The organism is Mesorhizobium sp. CO1-1-8 (assembly GCF_020164875.1).
In the GTDB taxonomy this organism is placed as follows: domain Bacteria; phylum Pseudomonadota; class Alphaproteobacteria; order Rhizobiales; family Rhizobiaceae; genus Mesorhizobium.
On record NZ_JAIUGZ010000001.1, the window covers coordinates 389,648 to 406,788 of the forward strand.

General features: G+C 62.7%; 14 protein-coding genes, 1 tRNA gene and 1 pseudogene. 7 read left to right on the plus strand and 9 right to left on the minus strand.

What is annotated here, in order from left to right:
• Positions 1 to 6: 6 nt before the first annotated feature.
• Together LB558_RS02005 and guaB are read right to left on the minus strand one after the other, a co-directional pair.
• Positions 7 to 630 carry a hypothetical protein gene (locus LB558_RS02005; protein WP_224695949.1) on the minus strand — a complete coding sequence of 208 codons (624 nt, stop codon included), beginning with the start codon at positions 628 to 630 and terminating at the stop codon, positions 7 to 9.
• Positions 581 to 2,083: an IMP dehydrogenase gene (gene guaB, locus LB558_RS02010; RefSeq protein WP_224695951.1), complete on the minus strand. Its 1,503-nt coding sequence runs from the start codon at positions 2,081 to 2,083 to the stop codon at positions 581 to 583. Before guaB ends, LB558_RS02005 begins: the two co-directional genes overlap by 50 nt.
• A gap of 302 nt (positions 2,084 to 2,385) precedes the next feature.
• Between guaB and LB558_RS02015 the strand changes: the two genes are divergently transcribed.
• Positions 2,386 to 3,807, plus strand: a complete 1,422-nt coding sequence (locus LB558_RS02015; RefSeq protein WP_224695952.1) for an MFS transporter — start codon at positions 2,386 to 2,388, stop codon at positions 3,805 to 3,807.
• A 7-nt stretch (positions 3,808 to 3,814) separates the two neighbouring features.
• On the opposite strand, the gene LB558_RS02020 is transcribed toward LB558_RS02015, so the two are convergent.
• Together LB558_RS02020 and LB558_RS02025 are read right to left on the minus strand one after the other, a co-directional pair.
• On the minus strand, positions 3,815 to 4,561 hold the full coding sequence (locus LB558_RS02020; RefSeq protein ID WP_127258102.1) for an RlmE family RNA methyltransferase: 747 nt from the start codon (positions 4,559 to 4,561) through the stop codon (positions 3,815 to 3,817).
• An 86-nt stretch (positions 4,562 to 4,647) separates the two neighbouring features.
• The gene (locus tag LB558_RS02025; protein WP_224695954.1) at positions 4,648 to 6,006 is read right to left on the minus strand and encodes a Ppx/GppA phosphatase family protein; all 1,359 of its coding nucleotides are present in this window, start codon (positions 6,004 to 6,006) and stop codon (positions 4,648 to 4,650) included.
• 377 nt (positions 6,007 to 6,383) lie between these two features.
• Here LB558_RS02025 and LB558_RS02030 point away from each other — a divergent pair, with 377 nt between their 5' ends.
• The 5 genes and pseudogenes from LB558_RS02030 to LB558_RS02050 all read left to right on the plus strand — a co-directional run bounded on the left by LB558_RS02030 (position 6,384) and on the right by LB558_RS02050 (position 10,627).
• On the plus strand, positions 6,384 to 7,316 hold the full coding sequence (locus LB558_RS02030) for a lysylphosphatidylglycerol synthase domain-containing protein (protein WP_224695956.1): 933 nt from the start codon (positions 6,384 to 6,386) through the stop codon (positions 7,314 to 7,316).
• Positions 7,317 to 7,493: 177 nt separating this feature from the next.
• Positions 7,494 to 7,567, plus strand: a tRNA-Gln gene (locus tag LB558_RS02035).
• A gap of 400 nt (positions 7,568 to 7,967) precedes the next feature.
• Positions 7,968 to 8,618 carry a hypothetical protein gene (locus LB558_RS02040; protein ID WP_224695957.1) on the plus strand — a complete coding sequence of 217 codons (651 nt, stop codon included), beginning with the start codon at positions 7,968 to 7,970 and terminating at the stop codon, positions 8,616 to 8,618.
• 235 nt (positions 8,619 to 8,853) lie between these two features.
• Positions 8,854 to 9,192: pseudogene (locus LB558_RS02045) on the plus strand (hypothetical protein); the annotation flags it as partial.
• A 430-nt stretch (positions 9,193 to 9,622) separates the two neighbouring features.
• Positions 9,623 to 10,627, plus strand: a complete 1,005-nt coding sequence (locus LB558_RS02050) for a L,D-transpeptidase family protein (protein WP_224695958.1) — start codon at positions 9,623 to 9,625, stop codon at positions 10,625 to 10,627.
• A gap of 62 nt (positions 10,628 to 10,689) precedes the next feature.
• Here the strand turns inward: LB558_RS02050 and LB558_RS02055 are convergent, their stop codons facing one another.
• Entirely contained in the window at positions 10,690 to 11,376 is a 687-nt protein-coding gene (locus LB558_RS02055) for a D-lyxose/D-mannose family sugar isomerase (protein ID WP_224695959.1), read from the minus strand.
• A 236-nt stretch (positions 11,377 to 11,612) separates the two neighbouring features.
• On the opposite strand from LB558_RS02055, the gene LB558_RS02060 reads away from it, so the two are divergent.
• A complete protein-coding gene (locus LB558_RS02060; protein ID WP_224696219.1) occupies positions 11,613 to 12,671 on the plus strand; it encodes a D-TA family PLP-dependent enzyme in 1,059 nt (352 codons plus the stop codon).
• Between the two features lie 33 nt (positions 12,672 to 12,704).
• Here LB558_RS02060 and LB558_RS02065 read toward each other — a convergent pair whose 3' ends face one another.
• The 4 genes from LB558_RS02065 to LB558_RS02080 form a co-directional block, all read right to left on the minus strand.
• The gene (locus LB558_RS02065; RefSeq protein ID WP_224695960.1) at positions 12,705 to 14,246 is read right to left on the minus strand and encodes a tetratricopeptide repeat-containing sulfotransferase family protein; all 1,542 of its coding nucleotides are present in this window, start codon (positions 14,244 to 14,246) and stop codon (positions 12,705 to 12,707) included.
• Between the two features lie 130 nt (positions 14,247 to 14,376).
• Complete coding sequence (locus LB558_RS02070) at positions 14,377 to 15,057, minus strand: outer membrane protein (protein WP_224695961.1); 681 nt, start codon at positions 15,055 to 15,057, stop codon at positions 14,377 to 14,379.
• Positions 15,058 to 15,357: 300 nt separating this feature from the next.
• Complete coding sequence (locus tag LB558_RS02075; protein ID WP_224695963.1) at positions 15,358 to 16,041, minus strand: outer membrane protein; 684 nt, start codon at positions 16,039 to 16,041, stop codon at positions 15,358 to 15,360.
• 166 nt (positions 16,042 to 16,207) lie between these two features.
• Entirely contained in the window at positions 16,208 to 16,969 is a 762-nt protein-coding gene (locus tag LB558_RS02080; RefSeq protein ID WP_224695965.1) for a heme ABC transporter permease, read from the minus strand.
• Positions 16,970 to 17,141 lie beyond the last annotated feature (172 nt).

Consider the following 17,141-nt stretch of genomic DNA (forward strand, 5'->3'; position numbering starts at 1 on the left):
GCGGCATCAGGCCTGGCGTTTCTGGCCTGCCAGCCAGAAGGCGGCAATGACGATCACCGGGATGGCGAAAAGCGCGAATTTGGTGACGGTGAGCGCCGAAGCCAAAGACAGCGAGTCCGGGTTCGCCGACAGGAAATCGGACAGAAGCCGCGCTACCGCGATGTTCTGGGCGTAGTCGGCAAGCGTGTAGGGCAGCACCAGGACCAGCGCGAAGATCGACTGCAGCTGCGCCGGCAGCACGCGGAAAGCCCTCAATCGCCGGCCGGTGGCCAGGATCAGGCTGACCAGCGTCACCGACAGCAGCGCCGGGAACAACAGATCGAAGGTCAGATAGTGCCAGACGAGAATGATCTCGCCGCCGCGCCGGCCGAGCGCCGTCAGCCAGGCCATGCCTTCGTCGGGCGTGAAACCGAAAACACGCATGTCGAGTGACGGCAAGCCGCCGCTCAACTGGCGGAAATAGAAGAATTCCAGCGCCGTCATGGCGATGAAAACCACCGCCGACAGGAAACAGAGTGCGCCCGCGTGGCGCGACAGCCGCAGGATCGTCGCTGTCAGGCTCCGCCCGAGCCCGTACTGGTCAGGCTCCGCCGGGATAGTTCGGGCTTTCGCGGGTAATCGTGACGTCATGGGCGTGGCTTTCACGAAGTCCGGCATTGGATATGCGCACAAAGGTGGCGCGCTCGCGGAAATCGGCAAGGTCGCGGCCACCAACATAACCCATAGCCGCTTTCAGGCCGCCCGCAAGCTGGTGCAGCACGCCAGACACAGGTCCTTTGTAGGGAACCTGTCCTTCGATGCCTTCCGGGACCAGTTTCAGCGTGTCGCGCACCTCGGCCTGGAAGTAGCGATCGGCGGAGCCGCGGGCCATGGCGCCGACCGAGCCCATGCCGCGATAGGCCTTGAAGGAGCGGCCCTGGTGCAGATAGACCTCGCCCGGGCTTTCGTCGGTGCCGGCCAGCAGCGAGCCGATCATGGCGGCACTGGCGCCGGCGGCAAGCGCCTTGGCCAGATCACCGGAATATTTGATGCCGCCATCGGCGATCACCGAGACGCCTGATTTGTGCGCCGTTTCGACCGCCGACATTATGGCCGAGAGCTGCGGCACGCCGACGCCGGCAACGATACGGGTGGTGCAGATGGAACCCGGGCCGATGCCGACCTTGACGGCGTCCGCACCGGCGTCGATCAGCGCCTGCGTGCCCGCGGCGGTGGCGACGTTGCCGGCCAGGATGCGGACCGAGTTAGATAGTTTTTTCGCCCGCGTGACGGCGTCGAGCACGCGTTGTGAGTGACCATGCGCGGTGTCGATCACCAGAAGGTCGACGCCAGCATCGATGAGGCGTTCGGCGCGCTCGAAACCGTCATCGCCGACGCTGGTGGCGGCGGCGGCGCGCAAGCGGCCCTGCGAGTCCTTGGAGGCGTTCGGGTTGAGCTGCGACTTCTCGATGTCCTTGACGGTGATCAGCCCGACGCAATTGCCCTGCCTGTCGACAACCACCAGCTTTTCGATGCGGTGCTGATGCAGAAGCCGCTTGGCTTCGTCCTGGTCGACGTTCTCCTTGACGGTGATCAGGTTGTCACGGGTCATCAGTTCATGGACCTTCTGCGCCGGATCGGACGCAAAGCGCACGTCGCGATTGGTCAGGATGCCGATCAGCCGGCCGATCTTGTGGCCGCCGCTGCCGCCGTTCTCGACCACCGGAATGCCGGAGATCGAATAGCTGCGCATCAGGCCCAGCGCGTCGGCGAGCGTCGCGTCGGGGCCGATGGTGACGGGATTGACCACCATGCCGGATTCGAATTTCTTGACCTGCCGCACCTGCTCGGCCTGTTCGGCCGGCGAGAAATTGCGGTGGATGACGCCAATGCCGCCGGCCTGGGCCATGGCGATGGCAAGCCGCGCCTCGGTGACGGTGTCCATCGCCGCCGAGAGGATCGGCACGTTGAGGTCGATGTCGCCGGCGATCCGCGTGCGCACATCGGTCTCGCCAGGCATGACCTCGGAATGACCCGGCTGCAGCAGCACGTCGTCAAAGGTCAGCGCCAATGCGCCGGTGGACGTTTCGATGATTTTTGCCATGGCCAGCCCTATAAAACGCGGTGGGGGAATACAAAAAAGCGCTGGACCGGAATGGACAGCGCCGACTCGTTTCTTCCCTTTCAGGATTGGCGCTGGCTGGTACCACGTCCAAGCGCCGATGAAAAGCCGATGATTTCACGCTCCCGGAAAGGTGACTTTTCGGCGAAGGGATGCCACCTGTGGTTGCCGGTCGCACAAAAGTGACAGCAAATTAATGCGACATCCCGGCGAAGGCATGGTAACCGCCCGCCTCAAGGCCGACATGCAACCGGCAACACAACATTCAAGTCTGGACGCGTTCCTTGAACCGCACCATCCCGCTCATTCTGGCGGTCGCCCTTTTCATGGAAAACATGGATTCGACTGTTATCGCCACATCGCTGCCGGCGATTGCCGTCGATATCCACACCAGCCCGATCGCGCTCAAGCTGGCGCTGACCGCCTATCTGGTCTCGCTGGCGATCTTCATTCCGGTCAGCGGCTGGATGGCCGATCGGTTCGGCGCCAAGCACGTGTTTCGCGCCGCAATCGCCGTCTTCATCGTCGGCTCGATCGCCTGCGCGCTCTCCGGTTCGCTGCCGGCTTTCGTGGTCTCGCGATTCCTGCAAGGCATTGGCGGCGCCATGATGACACCGGTCGGGCGGCTGGTGCTGGTGCGCGCGACACCGAAAAGCGAACTCGTCGCGGCAATGTCCTGGCTGACCATTCCGGCACTGGTCGGGCCACTGGTCGGGCCGCCCGTCGGCGGCTTCATCACCACCTACTTCACCTGGCACTGGATCTTCCTGATCAATGTGCCGATCGGCGTGGTCGGCATCTGGCTGGCGACCCGTTTCCTGCCGGAGACCGAACCCGCGCAGACCCCGCCACTTGATTTCATCGGCTTCGTGCTGAGCGGGCTGGCGGCATCCGGCGTGGTGTTCGGCCTGTCGGTGGTCAGCTTGCCCTATCTGCCGCCAATCATCGGGCTCATCACCGTAGCGGTTGGCCTGCTGTCGGGTGGGCTTTACCTCTTGCACGCACGCCGCGCCAAAAACCCGCTTCTGGCGCTCGAATTGTTCCGCAACCAGGTGTTCCGCTCCTCGGTGCTTGGCGGCGGGCTGTTCCGCATCGGCATTGGTGCTGTGCCGTTCCTGCTGCCGCTGATGTTCCAAATCGGCTTTGGGCTGACGCCGTTCCAGTCCGGCATGATCACCTTCGTCTCTGCAATCGGCGCCATCGGCATGAAATTCGTCACCGCGCTGATCTTCCGCGTCGCCGGCTTCCGCCGCGTTCTGGTTGTCGGTTCGCTGGTCGCCGCGGCCTCGATCGCCATCAACGGCCTGTTCACACCCGACACACCCTATCTCTTGATGCTGGCCATGCTGCTCGTCGGCGGCTTCATCCGCTCGATGTTCTTCACTGGCGTCAATGCGCTCGCCTATGCCGAGGTTTCGGCTGAAGACACCAGCAAGGCGACGCCGATTACAGCAGTGTTCCAGCAGTTGTCGGTCGCGCTCGGCGTGGCGCTGGCCGGCGGAATCCTGGAAGTATCGACGTCAATCCATGCCGGCCCGCTGTCGCTGGACGACTTCCACATTGCCTTCTTCATCGTTGCAGCGGTCTCGGCGGCGGCATCGCTGTCCTTCGTCCGGCTGGCGCCCGATGCTGGCAACGCTATCTCCGGTCACGGCCGGCTGACAACACCCAAGACGCTGGAAACGGTGAGCCCACCCGGCAACTGATGGCAGCCTACGCTTCGGGCTCGCCTTCTGGGCGGCCCGATTCGCCTGACGGCGGCTCCCGCCCCTTAAAATCCTTGGCCAACAAATAGAGTTCGACCGATTCATCCCGCGACGCCGGCGGCTTGACGTGATGGACGGAGCGGAAGTTCTTCTTGAGCATGGAGAGCAGCTCGTTTTCGGCGCCGCCCTGGAAGGTCTTGGCAAGGAAATGCCCGCCCGGCTTCAGCACCGACAGCGCGAAATCGGCGGCCACCTCGCACAGATGCATGGTGCGGATATGGTCGGTCCGCTTGTGGCCGGTGGTCGGTGCCGCCATGTCTGACAGCACGATATCGGGATCCCCACCCAGCGCCTCGGCCAGCTTCTGCGGCGCTGCCGGATCGAGGAAATCCATCAGCAGCACCGGTGCGCCGGGCACGGCGTCCATTTCGAGATAGTCGATGCCGATGACATGCGGCTTGTCGGCCGTCGATTTCGTCCGCGCGGCGGCAACCTGGCACCAGCCGCCGGGGGCGGCGCCGAGATCGATCACCTTCATGCCGGGTTTCAGCAGATGATGCTTGTCGTCGATCTCGATCAGCTTGTAGGCCGCGCGCGACCGATAGCCATCAGCCTTGGAACGCTGGACATAAGGATCGTTGATGTGGCGCTGCAGCCAGCGGCGCGACGATTCCTTCAGCCCGCTCTTCTTCTTGATCCGCGTCTTCAGCACACGAATGCTGGCTGATCCTGGTTTTTCCGGTTTCTTGGTCATTGCCTGATTTCTGGTCTGAGTTTTCTAACTCGCCGAGTTTTGGTCGTTTTTCGTCTGCGCGTTTGGTGAACGGCTTCCCCCACTGTTCACGCTCTGCCACGCCCATCATTGCGCCAGACGCCATCATCGGCCATCAATTCGCTCAAAATGCCTTCGCGCAAGCCACGATCGGCGACTCGCAGCCGCTCGGACGGCCATACGGCGCGGATCGCTTCGAGGATAGCACAGCCGGCCAGTACCAGATCGGCGCGATCGGCACCGATGCAAGGGTTGGCGCAGCGCTGCTGGAAATCCCAGCCAACCAGTCTTTCGACCATGCGATCGACGCTGTCGCGGTCCATCCACAGCCCATCGACACGGCGGCGATCGTAGCGCTCGAGCTCAAGGTGGACACCGGCGAGCGTCGTCACCGTTCCGGACGTGCCCAGCAGATGGAAATTCGGGCTGGCCTTGAGATGGCTCAGCCGATCGCGACCGTCGAAGCTGGCCAGCCGGCCGGCGACATCGTCGACCATGGCGGCGAAGATCTCGCGCGTCACCGTGCGGCCGCCAAAGCGCTCGGCCAGCGAGACGACGCCGACCGGCAGCGACGTCCACGACACGATATGATTGGCCAACCTTGGCGAACGGCGGCCTGCGAGATCGATGAGCGCGATTTCGGACGAGCCACCGCCAATATCGAACAGGACGACGCCTTGGGTGTCGCGCTCGACCAGCGAGCCGCAGCCGGACACCGCCAGCCGCGCTTCGGTCTGGCGGTCGATGATCTCGAGCTTCAGGCCAGCCTCGCGTTCGACGCGGTCGATGAACTCGACGCCGTTTTCGGCCGTGCGGCAGGCCTCGGTGGCGATCAGCCGGGCTTTTCTGATCTTGCGGTTGCGCAATTTGTCGCCGCAGATTTTCAGCGCCTCGACCGCGCGGTCCATCGCCGGCTGGCCGAGCCGGCCATTGGCGGTGAGCCCCTCGCCCAGCCGGACGATGCGAGAGAAGGCGTCGATGACGCGGAACTGGCCATGCCGTGTCGGCACGGCGACCAACAGCCGGCAATTGTTGGTGCCGAGGTCAAGCGCCGCAAACACCGGAAGCTCCTGGACCGGCGTCCGACGGACGCCTTGTTCAGGCCGCGGCACAACAGCGGCGGGCGAGACCGCCGATTCCGCCGGCCTGTGGGCCTCCGCCGCCGGGGCACCGGTCTTGCCTGGCGCCGGAGATCGATTCTCCGCAGGACGCGCTTCGTCGCGCGCAAAAACCTTGCGCCCGCGCCTTCGCTTGCGCCGCTTCTTGGGCTTGCCTTTGTGGGGTGCGTCGCCCGCCTGCCCGTCTGCGGAGCGGAACTCCGTCGGGCGGCGTTGCTGCCAGCTTGCGTTCCCCGGGCCAGCCGACCCCTGGGAAGCGCTGGACACGCCCACCTCCGGCGCGCCGGCGCCGGTGTCGTGGTCTTCCACTGTCGTTCCTTCCGGCGCCGCGCGAGCCTATGATGGACGCAGCAGGCGCTTCAGTGTTTTAAGTTGCCGCCAGACTAACAGCGCCGCGCCCGATCACCAAGAGCCGCATGCCGAATTTTGCCGGCAGGCCGCTGACCGCCGTTCCGGCGCGGCCGCGTGATGTATCCGCACGCCGCAGTTGCCGGCGCAACGCCTGCCGGCATCTCTTCGGCCGCTCACGACGGACAAATCTTGCCGGCCGCCGCTGCGACAAGGGTTCGCGGTTGAATAGCCGGCTTCGATGAGGCATTTCTGAAATGAGCGGAAGAATCCGGCACAGCCGGCCTCCCACCAGCCACGGAAAAGGAAGCGGACCCGCAACGCATGGCAGTCAGGCAATGAACTGGAGGCGCTATTTCTGGCCGGTCGTCGGCATTGCCGCCGTGATCTTCTCGCTGCTGCTGCTCTGGCACGAATTGCGCGGCGTTTCACTCGACGACGTCTGGGACGGCATCACGGCCATTCCGACCCGCGGCTGGGTTCTTGCCGCGCTGAGTTCGATCATCGCCTATGCCTCGCTCGCCGGTTACGACCACATCGCGCTCCTGCATATCGGCAAGCGCGTGTCGTGGCTGTTCGTCACGCTCTGCTCCTTCACCACCTATGCGCTGTCGCATAACATCGGCGGTTCGGTGTTTTCGGGCGCCGTCATCCGCTACCGCGCCTACGGCACCAGGGGCCTGACCGGACAGGATGTCGGCGTGCTGGTGGCGGTCTGCTGGATCACCTTCGTGCTATCTACGATTCTCGCCTCCGGCCTCGTTCTGGTGTTCGAGCCAGAGGTACTCGACCGGTTTTCCGGCATCGCCCATCACGGCCTGTCGGAAGCGGCCGGTATCGCGATGCTGCTGCTCGTCGCCGCCTATGTCTTCGGCAGCTGGCTGCATCTGCGCCCGCTGAAGATCGCCAGCTTTCAGCTCCACTATCCGGCGCTGCCGATCGTCGCCGGGCAGTTGCTGATCGGCCCGATCGAGTTGCTGGCCGCCGCCGCGATCATCTTCTTTGCCCTGCCCGAAGCCCACAATCCCGGCTACTTCGTCATACTGGGCGTCTTCCTCGTCTCCTTCTCGATCGCGCAAATATCGCACGCGCCGGGCGGGCTCGGCGTGTTCGAGGTGGTGTTTCTCGCTGGCCTGTCGGACATGGATCCGGTCGGCGTGCTGGCGGCACTGCTGGTGTTCCGGCTGTTCTACCTGATCATCCCGCTGATTCTGGGCTTGGGGTTGGTGCTGTTCTTCGAACGCTCGCAATTCAGCCGGAGCGAACCTTGAGGCGTGGGATTGGACCTGGCGGTCGCACGCCGGCATCTGAAGTGTGGCGTCAGAAATCACCTGACGAAACGTGCCATTGAACCGCAGAGCAGGCTTGACTATTTTCCGCTGGCGGCTACAAGGCAGCGCTCACAGCGGCTTGCCCGCTCGGCCCGCACGGTTCATGACCGCGCCTGCTGGGGAATAGGTTAACGGTAGACCCACGGACTCTGACTCCGTTAGTCCTGGTTCGAATCCAGGTTCCCCAGCCAAGCATTTCTCGAAAACGACCAGCAGTGTTTCAGGGCGCAGCTCTCCCTTGCCGCGGTGGCCGCCCAGATGCTTCATGCAGGCCTACCGGATTCCTGGCCTCTTCGATCTGGCGCCTGGGAGCGGAACATGGTCCTTCAATTAAATTAGCAGAGACGCATAAAAAGGCTTATAATTCGGACAGCCGGCACTGCCCCCTCCAAGCCGGTTAGGCTCGGCGCCAGTCCCCCTACCCCCCCGACGCCGGGCCGCTGCTCCTAAGCCGCTGATCAGGATGAGCGCGCGAGCGCGAGCGATACGGGGCGTCATCAGTGTGCGACGGAATTATGGAAGGCGAGATTGCCTGGTCGTTGCGTGCGCCTTAGTGAAGCTTCATGAGAGGCTCCTGCACGAGGCCGCGTCATGCTCACTGATAGCCAGTACATTCTCGAACGCATCAGCCAAGGCTGCGTGACGCTCTCCGAAGACGAGTTCGTCATCGACAGGCTGGTCAAGTATTTCGGCAATGGGAGGATCCGCTGGCATGTCGAATTCCGTGGGCATCGCATCGAATTGACGACAGGCCAGCTCAAGAAGCAGCCGACCTTCCGCAGGAAGATACTCGAACAGGCTGGGGTGCTGCCGCCCCAGCGTGCCGGGACCGACTACAGGCGATGGGCACTCGATCTGAGGAAGAATGCGGTCGAGCTTCCGTGGCGGGATAGGCCGGTGGACGTCGGCTTCGCCATCGACAGGCTGACCAGCCATGGGGATGAGCGCTGGACGGTCGAATACCAGGGCAAGGCCATCAAATTCACGACGACCAAACTCCGCAGGCAGGTCAGTTTCCGCAAACGCATGTTGGCCAAGGCCAAGGTGTTGCCGCCCCAGTTGGACCCGGTTGCCTATCGGAAGTGGATGGACTGGCTCATTCAAAACGCCACCGAGGCTGCTCCGCAGGCCGGCGATGCCCTGATGACGGAAAAAAGTTGGCTGGACGACCTGCCTGAGCTCGCCGGCTGGCAAAACGAAACGCAGGCCAAACGGCCAGCCAGAGGTGGCGGAAATATCTAAATGCAAAGCAGCAATGGCACTCGTTGCGTTTGCCACGCCTGCGGATTTCGGCACACATTGATGGCGAGGGCTCTGCAACAGCTTGGGTCGCGTCCCACAAGATTTGAGTGAGACCACATGGACCGCTCCGACCTCGGCACCTACCGCCGCCCCATCTCCACTCGCTCCACAGAAACCCAGCGTTGGTTCGATATTGGCCTCAACTGGTGCTACGGACGGATCCTCACTTGCCCGATGGTCCCTGGGGCACCCGCCGCGCCATGCGCTGGCCACGCTGCTTCTCGACCAAGGCCACGTGCTGGAAGCAGAACAGGTCTATCGCGACGACCTGGGCCTGAGCGGTAAGGTGCAGCGCTGCGCCCGGCATCCGAACAATGTCTGGGCATTGCACGGACGCGAAGTCAGCCTGTCGCTACTGTTGCGGCCGATCGGCTCGCCAAACAAATTGTCGGCCAGATCGTCGTTGGCGGTGGAAATCCTCGCCGCCGGTTGTCACCTGCCGATCAGCCAAGGCTCCATGCCGCGTCGTTCCACGCCTTCCTCGATCAGCACGGAGCAGTCTATCTCATCGTGAAGTTGGGCGTTTGGGTCAGACGAAAGCCAGGAAGCATAGGACCGAAGCTGCTTGAGCCTGGCTGTTTTCTCAAGCCGTGCCTGGCGCTCATCCTCGGCCGGTTGAGCCGGTCTTTTGTTCTTCTGGGCAGGAAATTGCATCCTGGCTCTCCTCGATCACCGAGCCTATGGAGCAGACGCTCAATGGGACCCTGGCCCATTGTCGCTCCGGTCTCCGCGCTTCGGCTTGAAGCCAACACATGCGCTGACGAGAGTCGCCATCCATCTTGATGATGGCGGACCCTTATCAACAATGCACCGCGCCGGGTGCTCCTGGTCCGGTTCGCTGCGGCGCATCGGCACTCGATAGTCGGACTCAGTTGCAGGGAATGGAACCAGATCGGTCGTGCGGCGTCATAGAAGCAGGTGCTCATACAGGAGTGTGACCTCCCATGATCAGGCTCGTTCTTGCCGCGGCCGCCATGCTCGTCATGGCATGCGATGCAATGGCGGCGGCAAAACTGGACGCGGCCACCGTCAACAACGCCCAATTTGACGATAGCGAAGCAAAAGGCGTCAGTGCGACCGTGCTGAAGGCGCAAATCCTCCTGGATCGTGCACGCTTCTCGCCAGGCCTGATCGACGGCCGCCAAGCAGAGAACTTCACCCGGGCAGTCAGTGCGTTTCAAGCGGCCAACGGATTGCCTGCCGACGGCAAGCTCACCCGCGAGACATGGGACAAGCTGGTCGCAACCTCCTCGCGCCCCGCGCTTGAGATTTACGAGTTGACGCGCAAGGATGTGCATGGACCGTTCACCAAGCGAATTCCGGCGCGCATGGAGAGGATGGCCCGCCTGCCCAGGCTGGCCTATCACAATGCCTTGGAAAAGACGGCGGAGCGCTTCCACATCAGCGAGCAACTGCTGGAACGGCTCAACCCCGGCATCGGCTTCAAGAGGGCGGGGCAAAAGCTGCTGGTGCCAGCTGTAACCCGAGGTGATCCGCCGCAAGACATCGCGAACGTCGAGGTCGACAAGAGCGCTCGCCAGGTTCGCGTGCTCGACCCTGCCGGCAAAGTGCTTGCGACGTACCCCGCCTCGATCGGGAGCCAGGAGAAGCCCGCGCCGAGTGGCCAGGCGGAGGTCAAACGGGTGGTGCACCACCCAACCTATCACTACGATCCCGAGTTTGCCTTCAAGGGGGTGAAGACCAAGCGCCCCTTCACGATCGCTGCCGGACCAAACAATCCGGTGGGATCGGTCTGGATCGACTTGTCCATCGATAGCTATGGCATTCACGGGACGCCGGACCCAGGCAAGATCGGAAAGACCTTCTCGCATGGTTGCATCAGGCTGACCAACTGGGATGCCGAAGACCTCGCCTCCGAAGTGCAAAAAGGCACAAAGGTCGTCTTCAAGGACGAAGCGGCAGGATCGGCCGAACAAGGATCGCAGTAGGTAGGCGCTACGAGCTAATCCGCTTTCGGCCGTCTGACTGGCGTGGGCGTGGGCGGCGCCCCCTACCCCAGCCACTTCTCGTAGTCGGACACCAGCAGGTGCACCGGGGCGACGTCCTCGTCGATGTTGGAAAAACGCCCGATCGGTTCGCGAAACACATTGTCGGTGAGATCGTCATTGACGGTCGAGACCTCGCCGATCAGCACGTCCTTGCCCTCGGCCCAGAAGGCATGCCAGACGCCGGGCAGCAGCGTGACGCTCTGGCCCGGGTCGAGCTTCAGGAGTCCGCCCGCAGGCAGCCTGTGGATGGTTCCGTCGACCGGCACCGAAACCTCCGCCTTGGGATCGATGCCACCGTCGCGGTCATGCATGAACAGTTCCAGCACCAGCTTGCCGCCGCCACGGTTGATGATGTCCTCGGCCTTGATGTTGTGGCGGTGCATCGGCGACAGCTGATCCTTGCGCGAGATCATGATCTTCTCGGCATAGAGCATGCCCATGCCCCTCTTCATGTCCTCGTAGCGGCCGTTGCGAACGGTGAACAGGAACAGGCCGAGTTCCCTGAACTTCTCCTGTCCGTAATCGGTGATGTCCCAGCCGAGCCGCGAGGTAAACACCGCCGACGAGTCGACTTGGCGGGCCTTCGCCTCCTGCGGCGACCAATAGGCGAAGGGCGGCATGATGTAGCCGAAAGAGCGGATGAAAGCGTCGGCTTCGCGGATGATGTCGTTGATGGCGGAGCGTTTCATGATCCTGGTCCCTTCGTGTCGGCTTTGGGATTGTTAGCGTGCATGTCGTGATCCCAAAACCGCTGCACACTTTTGGGCGACATGCATTGGCAAATCGCATAGCCGAACGCCGTTCCGGTGTCGATCCATTTGCCGCCTTGTGCCTTGGCATGGACCACAGATCGGGTCCGCTGGCCGCGTGACATCGCGCCCGTTCGAGGCCATAACCCCTGCGTATTTTCACAGGATAACAGATGATGCCGACCGTCCACGACCTCGATACGCCATCGATCCTGATCGACGCCGCGCGCGCGGAAGTCAACATTGCCCGCGCCCAGGCGCATGCCGACAAGAACGGGCTGAAGCTCAGGCCGCATATCAAGACGCACAAACTCCCTTACTGGGCGAAGAAGCAGGTCGCGGCCGGCGCCGTCGGCATCACCTGCCAGAAGATCGGCGAGGCCGAGGTGATGGCCGACGCCGGGCTGGCCGATATTTTTCTTCCCTACAACATCCTCGGGCGCGCCAAGCTGGAACGGCTTCTGGCGCTGCACGGGCGCGTCACCCTGTCGGTGACAGCGGACAGCATGGAGACGCTCGAAGGGCTGGCAACCACCTTCACCGATGCCGGCCATCGTTTGCAGGTGCTTGTCGAATGCGACACCGGCATGGGACGCTGCGGCGTGCAGTCGGCTGATGAAGCGGTTGCGCTGGCAAGACAGATCGACAGAGCGGGTGGCCTCGCCTTTGGCGGGCTGATGACCTATCCGGCCGCCGGTCGCGCCGCCGAGGCCGAAGCCTGGCTCGCCAGGGCCAAGCAGGCGCTGGCCGCGTCAGGGCTCGCCTGCGAACGCATCTCCAGCGGCGGCACGCCGGACATGTGGCGCTCAAGCGATGCATCTGTTGTCACCGAGTATCGTCCAGGCACCTACATCTATCTCGACCGCTATCAGGTCGCCAAAGGGGTCGGCGGCCTCGACGACTGCGCGCTGACGGTGCTGTCGACGGTGGTCAGCCATCCCACAGCGACGCGCGCTATCCTTGATGCCGGCAGCAAGGCGCTGTCCAGCGACACGCTGGGTCTCGCCGATTTCGGCGAGTTGATCGGCGTGTCGGGAGCGCGGGTGACGGGCCTGAGCGAGGAGCACGGCACCGTCACGCTTTCGGGCGACGGCAAGCTGCGCATCGGCGAGCGCGTGCGTGTGGTGCCCGACCATTGCTGCGTCGTCACAAACCTGTTCAACGAGGTCAATCTGGTCGACGGCGACAAGGTGCTGGAAACGCTGCCGGTGGCGGCGCGCGGAAGGATGGGGTGAGACCGACGCGCCCGAACTGAACGCCAGATGCACTCAGCGTTGAAGAACCGGACCCAGCGCGGCCTTCAACGGATCAAGCGCATCGCCGTACAGTTTCCAGCGTTCGACCGAGGACGAATAGATCGGCTGGCGCACCTGCCAGCGGCTCGGCGTCCGCACCGTGCGCTCGGTTTCGTTGAAACGCAGGCAGGCATCGTCCCACTCAACGCCGAGGAATCCGATCAATCCACGCGCACGGTTTTCAAAATCGGCCACCGTTTCTTCGTAAGGCATGTCGTGAATATCAAGCGGGATGACCTTGGCCCAATGGTGCATCAGGCGGTCATATTGCCGGTAATACTGCCCAAGCTTGGTCAGGTCGGCATTGTAGCCGTGCGCCTCGGAAAAATTATGCATGAAACAGGAGGCGCAATTGTCCATCGGGTCACGCCGGCAATGGATGATGCGGGCATTTGGCAAGATGAGGCTGATGAACGCCAGCAGTTCGAAATTATGCGGCATCTTGTCGACGACAAGCCGCGCCTTGCTGTTGCGCTTTTTGAGATCGTCGAGATATTTCGAGCCAAGCTCTTTCGCCTTGGCCGGAGTGAGCGCTGCCATGGCCTTGGTGAAGACAGCCGGATCGAGCTTGTTGAAGCCAAGTTCGCCGGCCAATGAACGAATCGTCGCCAACTCGCCGGCGCCATAGATATCGCGATGGCTGGCGCATATCTGCTCGGTCAGCGTCGTTCCCGACCGTGGCATACCGACGATGAAGACCGGGCGTCTCGACGGATTTCCCAATTTCGGCCGCGCCGCGAAGAAGCCGGCATCGAAAGTGTCGATGAAGCTGTCGTAAAGCTGGGTGTGCCGGTCAATGTCGAAATCATTGCCGGAAATCGCCTTGGCCTGCGCGAAATGGCGGATAGCCGGGCGATACTCGCGCTGATCGTTGAGCATCTTGCCGGCGGCGTGGTGCAAAACCACCCGCTCGCGATCGGTGGTCATCGGCAATTCCAGGCGAGCCCGTATTAAAGGCAGCGCGGGATCGTCCTTGACCGCCCGGCGCGCCAGCGCCATTCCGGCCAGCGCCTCGACATGGCCCGGGTCGATGGCAAGGACGCGGCTGAAGCATTCGACCGCCTCCGCCTGCCGGCCGATGTCGGTGAGCAGGTCGCCCATGCCGGCAAGCGCCGTCAGCGACTGGCTGTCGATCGCCAGCGCCCGGCGATAGAACCCTTCGGCAATGTCGCCCTCGAGCTGGCTGCGGTAGGACCGGCCGAGATTGCACAAGGCTTCGATGAGCCGTCCGTCAAGCGCAATCGCCTTCTTTAGATGTTTGCGGGCGCGCTCGATGTCGCCGGTGACATTGTAGGCGTTGCCGAGATTGTTGCGGAAGATGGCATTGTCCGGCTCGAGCTTGACCGCCTTTTCCATATAGGCAATGGCGGCGTCATGGTGCTCGGCCTCGATGGCCAGAGTGCCCATCAGATTCAGCGCCATGGCATTTTTGGGCTGCGTGCGAAGCACCGTCTGGTAGCAGTATTCAGCCTCGCGAAAACGTTTCCCCCGCTGCAGGTCAATGCCACGCTGCAATGTCCGCTCCGCCGGCTCGCCGGCGGACGGAAGCGATATCGGGGACAGTGCCGACAAACCCAAGGGCTGCCGGCGCGGCAAGAGCGGCATCGATCAAATCTCGGTCGCGGCTTGCGACACGCCGAACAAATCAGAACTTGAGCGTCACGCCAACCTGAACATTGTGCGAATACAGCTTGGCCTTCTCATACGTGCCGCTACCGTCATTGTCGTCCAGATCGACGCCGGTCACCGCCTTGAAGCGGTAGCCGAAATCAATGTCGACATTCTGTGTCAGCGCGTAGGTGACGCCGGCACCCACCTGGCCCGCGAAACCCCAGCCGCCGGATCCGTAGCCATACGGAGCGCCATCAAAGTGAGTATCGGCGGTAACATAGGCGGCGCCGATGCCGCCGCCGACATAGAGCTTGGCATCGCCGAAATGCGCGACGTCGGCCCAGACATTGGCGAGAAGATAGGTGGCCGACAAATCGCCGGAAGCCGGGCCGGAACCCGCGTCAAAGGGGCCGCTGTAGCTATACCCACTTGCCTTGTAGCGCGCGTAGGACAGTTCGCCTTCGACACGGAACGTATCATTGATCCGCCGACCGACAGCACCGCCGATCACGAACCCGGTCTTAAGATCAACCGAATAACCGTAGGCGTAGAAATCCGTCTTCACATGATTGGGAAAGCTGGCACCGCCAAACAGCGTGACATACCAGAGATCCTCGGCCCTCGGAACATCGACGACCGCGTCGGCCGCGTGTGCGGAACTCCAGCCGAGACCCAAGGCAATCACCGACGCACCGGCCAAAAGACGTGATTTCACGACAGAATCCCCTCGCAATACGTAAACCCAAGAAACCTTGGCTTGAGGGGCGGACAACGTCAAGGACAACAGCCAAAGTCCCGCCCTTTGGAAACCCGTGTTGCAATGCAGCAACATAACAGAAGCTGCTAATAATACTTAGACGCGCCGTTGCAGGTCGATGCCGCGCTGCAAGGTCTTTTCCACCGGTTCACCGGCGGCCGGAAGAGAGTCTGGGATCATTGCCGGCAGACCAGGGGCTGCCGGCGGGGCAAGAGCGGCATCCGTCAAATCCCGGTCGCCCGCGACAGCCTGATCAAATCAGAACTTGAGGGTGACGCCTAGCTGGAGATTGTGGGAATACAGCTTGGCATTCTCGTATGTGCCGCCGCCATCATTGTCGTCTAGATCCACGCTTGTCACCGCCTTGAACCGGTAGCCGAAGTCGAGGTCGACATTCTGCGTTATGGCGTAGGTCACACCGGCGCCCAGCTGGCCGGCGAAGCCCCAGCCACCAGACCCATAGCCATAGTCGTTACCGTCGAAAGTCGTGTCTGCGGTAACGTAGGCGGCGCCGATACCGCCGCCGACATAGAGCTTGGCATCGCCAAAATGCGCGACGTCGGCCCAGACATTGGCGAGCAGATAGGTCGCTGACAAATTGCCGGCCGCATCGCCTGAGCTGAAGACAACACCGTCGTAACTGCCGCTAAACGAACTTGCTTTGTAGCGCGCGTAGGACAATTCGCCTTCGACACGAAACACATCGTTGATGCGCCGACCGACAGCGCCGCCGATCACGAACCCGGTATTAAGATCGACTGAATACCGAGAACCATCATAGTCCGTCTTCACATCATTGGGGAAGCTGGCACCGCCAAACAGCGTGACATACCAGAGATCCTCGGCCCTCGGGGCGTCGACGATAGCATCGGCGGCGTGCGCCGAACTCCAGCCAAGCCCCGATGCGAGTATCGATACGCCAGCCAGCAAACGCAGTTTCATCGTCGATTCCCCGCTCAATAACAGTGACTGGCAATTGGCTCGGTTCAGGGGAAGATGTCAACGGACGGACAAAGTCGAGGCGACCTTTTGGGACACCTCGTTGCTATACAGCAACACTGCCAGCATTGTTTGGTTGCTGCTTGTGGCAATTCGAGTGGCGAAAAACCTAGTCGCGTCTCTCCGCCTGCCGAGCCGCGACCCTGCGCATGGCAATCACCCGGCGGCGGCGGATTTCGGTGCGCATCGCCATCAGGTGCAGCGCGAAGAACAGCACGGTGAAGCCCAGCGCCATCACCAGGAGCGGCCATAGCAGGCTGGGGTCGATGGTCGAGCCGCCCATGCGGAACACCGAGGCCGGCTGATGCAGCGTGTTCCACCAGTCGACCGAGAATTTGATGATCGGGATGTTGATGAAGCCGACCAGCGTGATGATGGCGGCGGCCCAGGCGGCGCGGCTGGCATCGTCGAGCGCGCGGGTCAGCGCGATGATGCCGAGATACATCAGGAACAGCACGAACACCGAGGTCAGACGCGCATCCCAGACCCACCAGGTGCCCCACATCGGCTTGCCCCAGATCGAGCCGGTGATCAGCGCCAGCGCGGTGAAGACGGCGCCGATGGGAGCTGCGGATTTCAGTGCGACATCGGCCAGCGGATGACGCCAGACCAGCGTGCCGAGCGCCGAGACCGCCATCAGCGTGTAGCACATCATGGCCAGCCAGGCGAAAGGCACGTGGATGTACATGATACGGACGGTGATGCCTTGCTGGAAATCCTCAGGCGCGGCGAAGCTCATATAGAGCCCGACGGCGAGGGTCAGTGTGGCGATCGTGGCCAGCCAGGGCACGACCTTGTCCGCCAGCCCGACGAAGCGCGTCGGATTGGCAAGATCCATCCAGCCGGTCAGACGTGAAGTCGTGTCGCTCATGCGGTTCTACATAGACCGCCAGTGCGTTCGGGGCAATCGAGCGGTGGTGTCGCAGGTCTTCTCACCCTCCTCTTGTGGCGAGGGTCGCTGCGAAGCAGCGGGGTGGGGGAGCGGCGGTGGCGCCTGTATCCCCACCCGGACCTATGGTCCAACCTCCCACAAGGGGAAGGTA

Coding starts and splice junctions, on each gene's coding strand:
- LB558_RS02005 (WP_224695949.1), bottom strand. CDS start 630: ATGACGTCACGATTACCCGCGAAAGCCCGAACTATCCCGGCGGAGCCT.
- guaB (WP_224695951.1), bottom strand. CDS start 2,083: ATGGCAAAAATCATCGAAACGTCCACCGGCGCATTGGCGCTGACCTTT.
- LB558_RS02020 (WP_127258102.1), bottom strand. CDS start 4,561: ATGACCAAGAAACCGGAAAAACCAGGATCAGCCAGCATTCGTGTGCTG.
- LB558_RS02030 (WP_224695956.1), top strand. CDS start 6,384: ATGAACTGGAGGCGCTATTTCTGGCCGGTCGTCGGCATTGCCGCCGTG.
- LB558_RS02040 (WP_224695957.1), top strand. CDS start 7,968: ATGCTCACTGATAGCCAGTACATTCTCGAACGCATCAGCCAAGGCTGC.
- LB558_RS02050 (WP_224695958.1), top strand. CDS start 9,623: ATGATCAGGCTCGTTCTTGCCGCGGCCGCCATGCTCGTCATGGCATGC.
- LB558_RS02055 (WP_224695959.1), bottom strand. CDS start 11,376: ATGAAACGCTCCGCCATCAACGACATCATCCGCGAAGCCGACGCTTTC.
- LB558_RS02060 (WP_224696219.1), top strand. CDS start 11,613: ATGCCGACCGTCCACGACCTCGATACGCCATCGATCCTGATCGACGCC.
- LB558_RS02075 (WP_224695963.1), bottom strand. CDS start 16,041: ATGAAACTGCGTTTGCTGGCTGGCGTATCGATACTCGCATCGGGGCTT.
- LB558_RS02080 (WP_224695965.1), bottom strand. CDS start 16,969: ATGAGCGACACGACTTCACGTCTGACCGGCTGGATGGATCTTGCCAAT.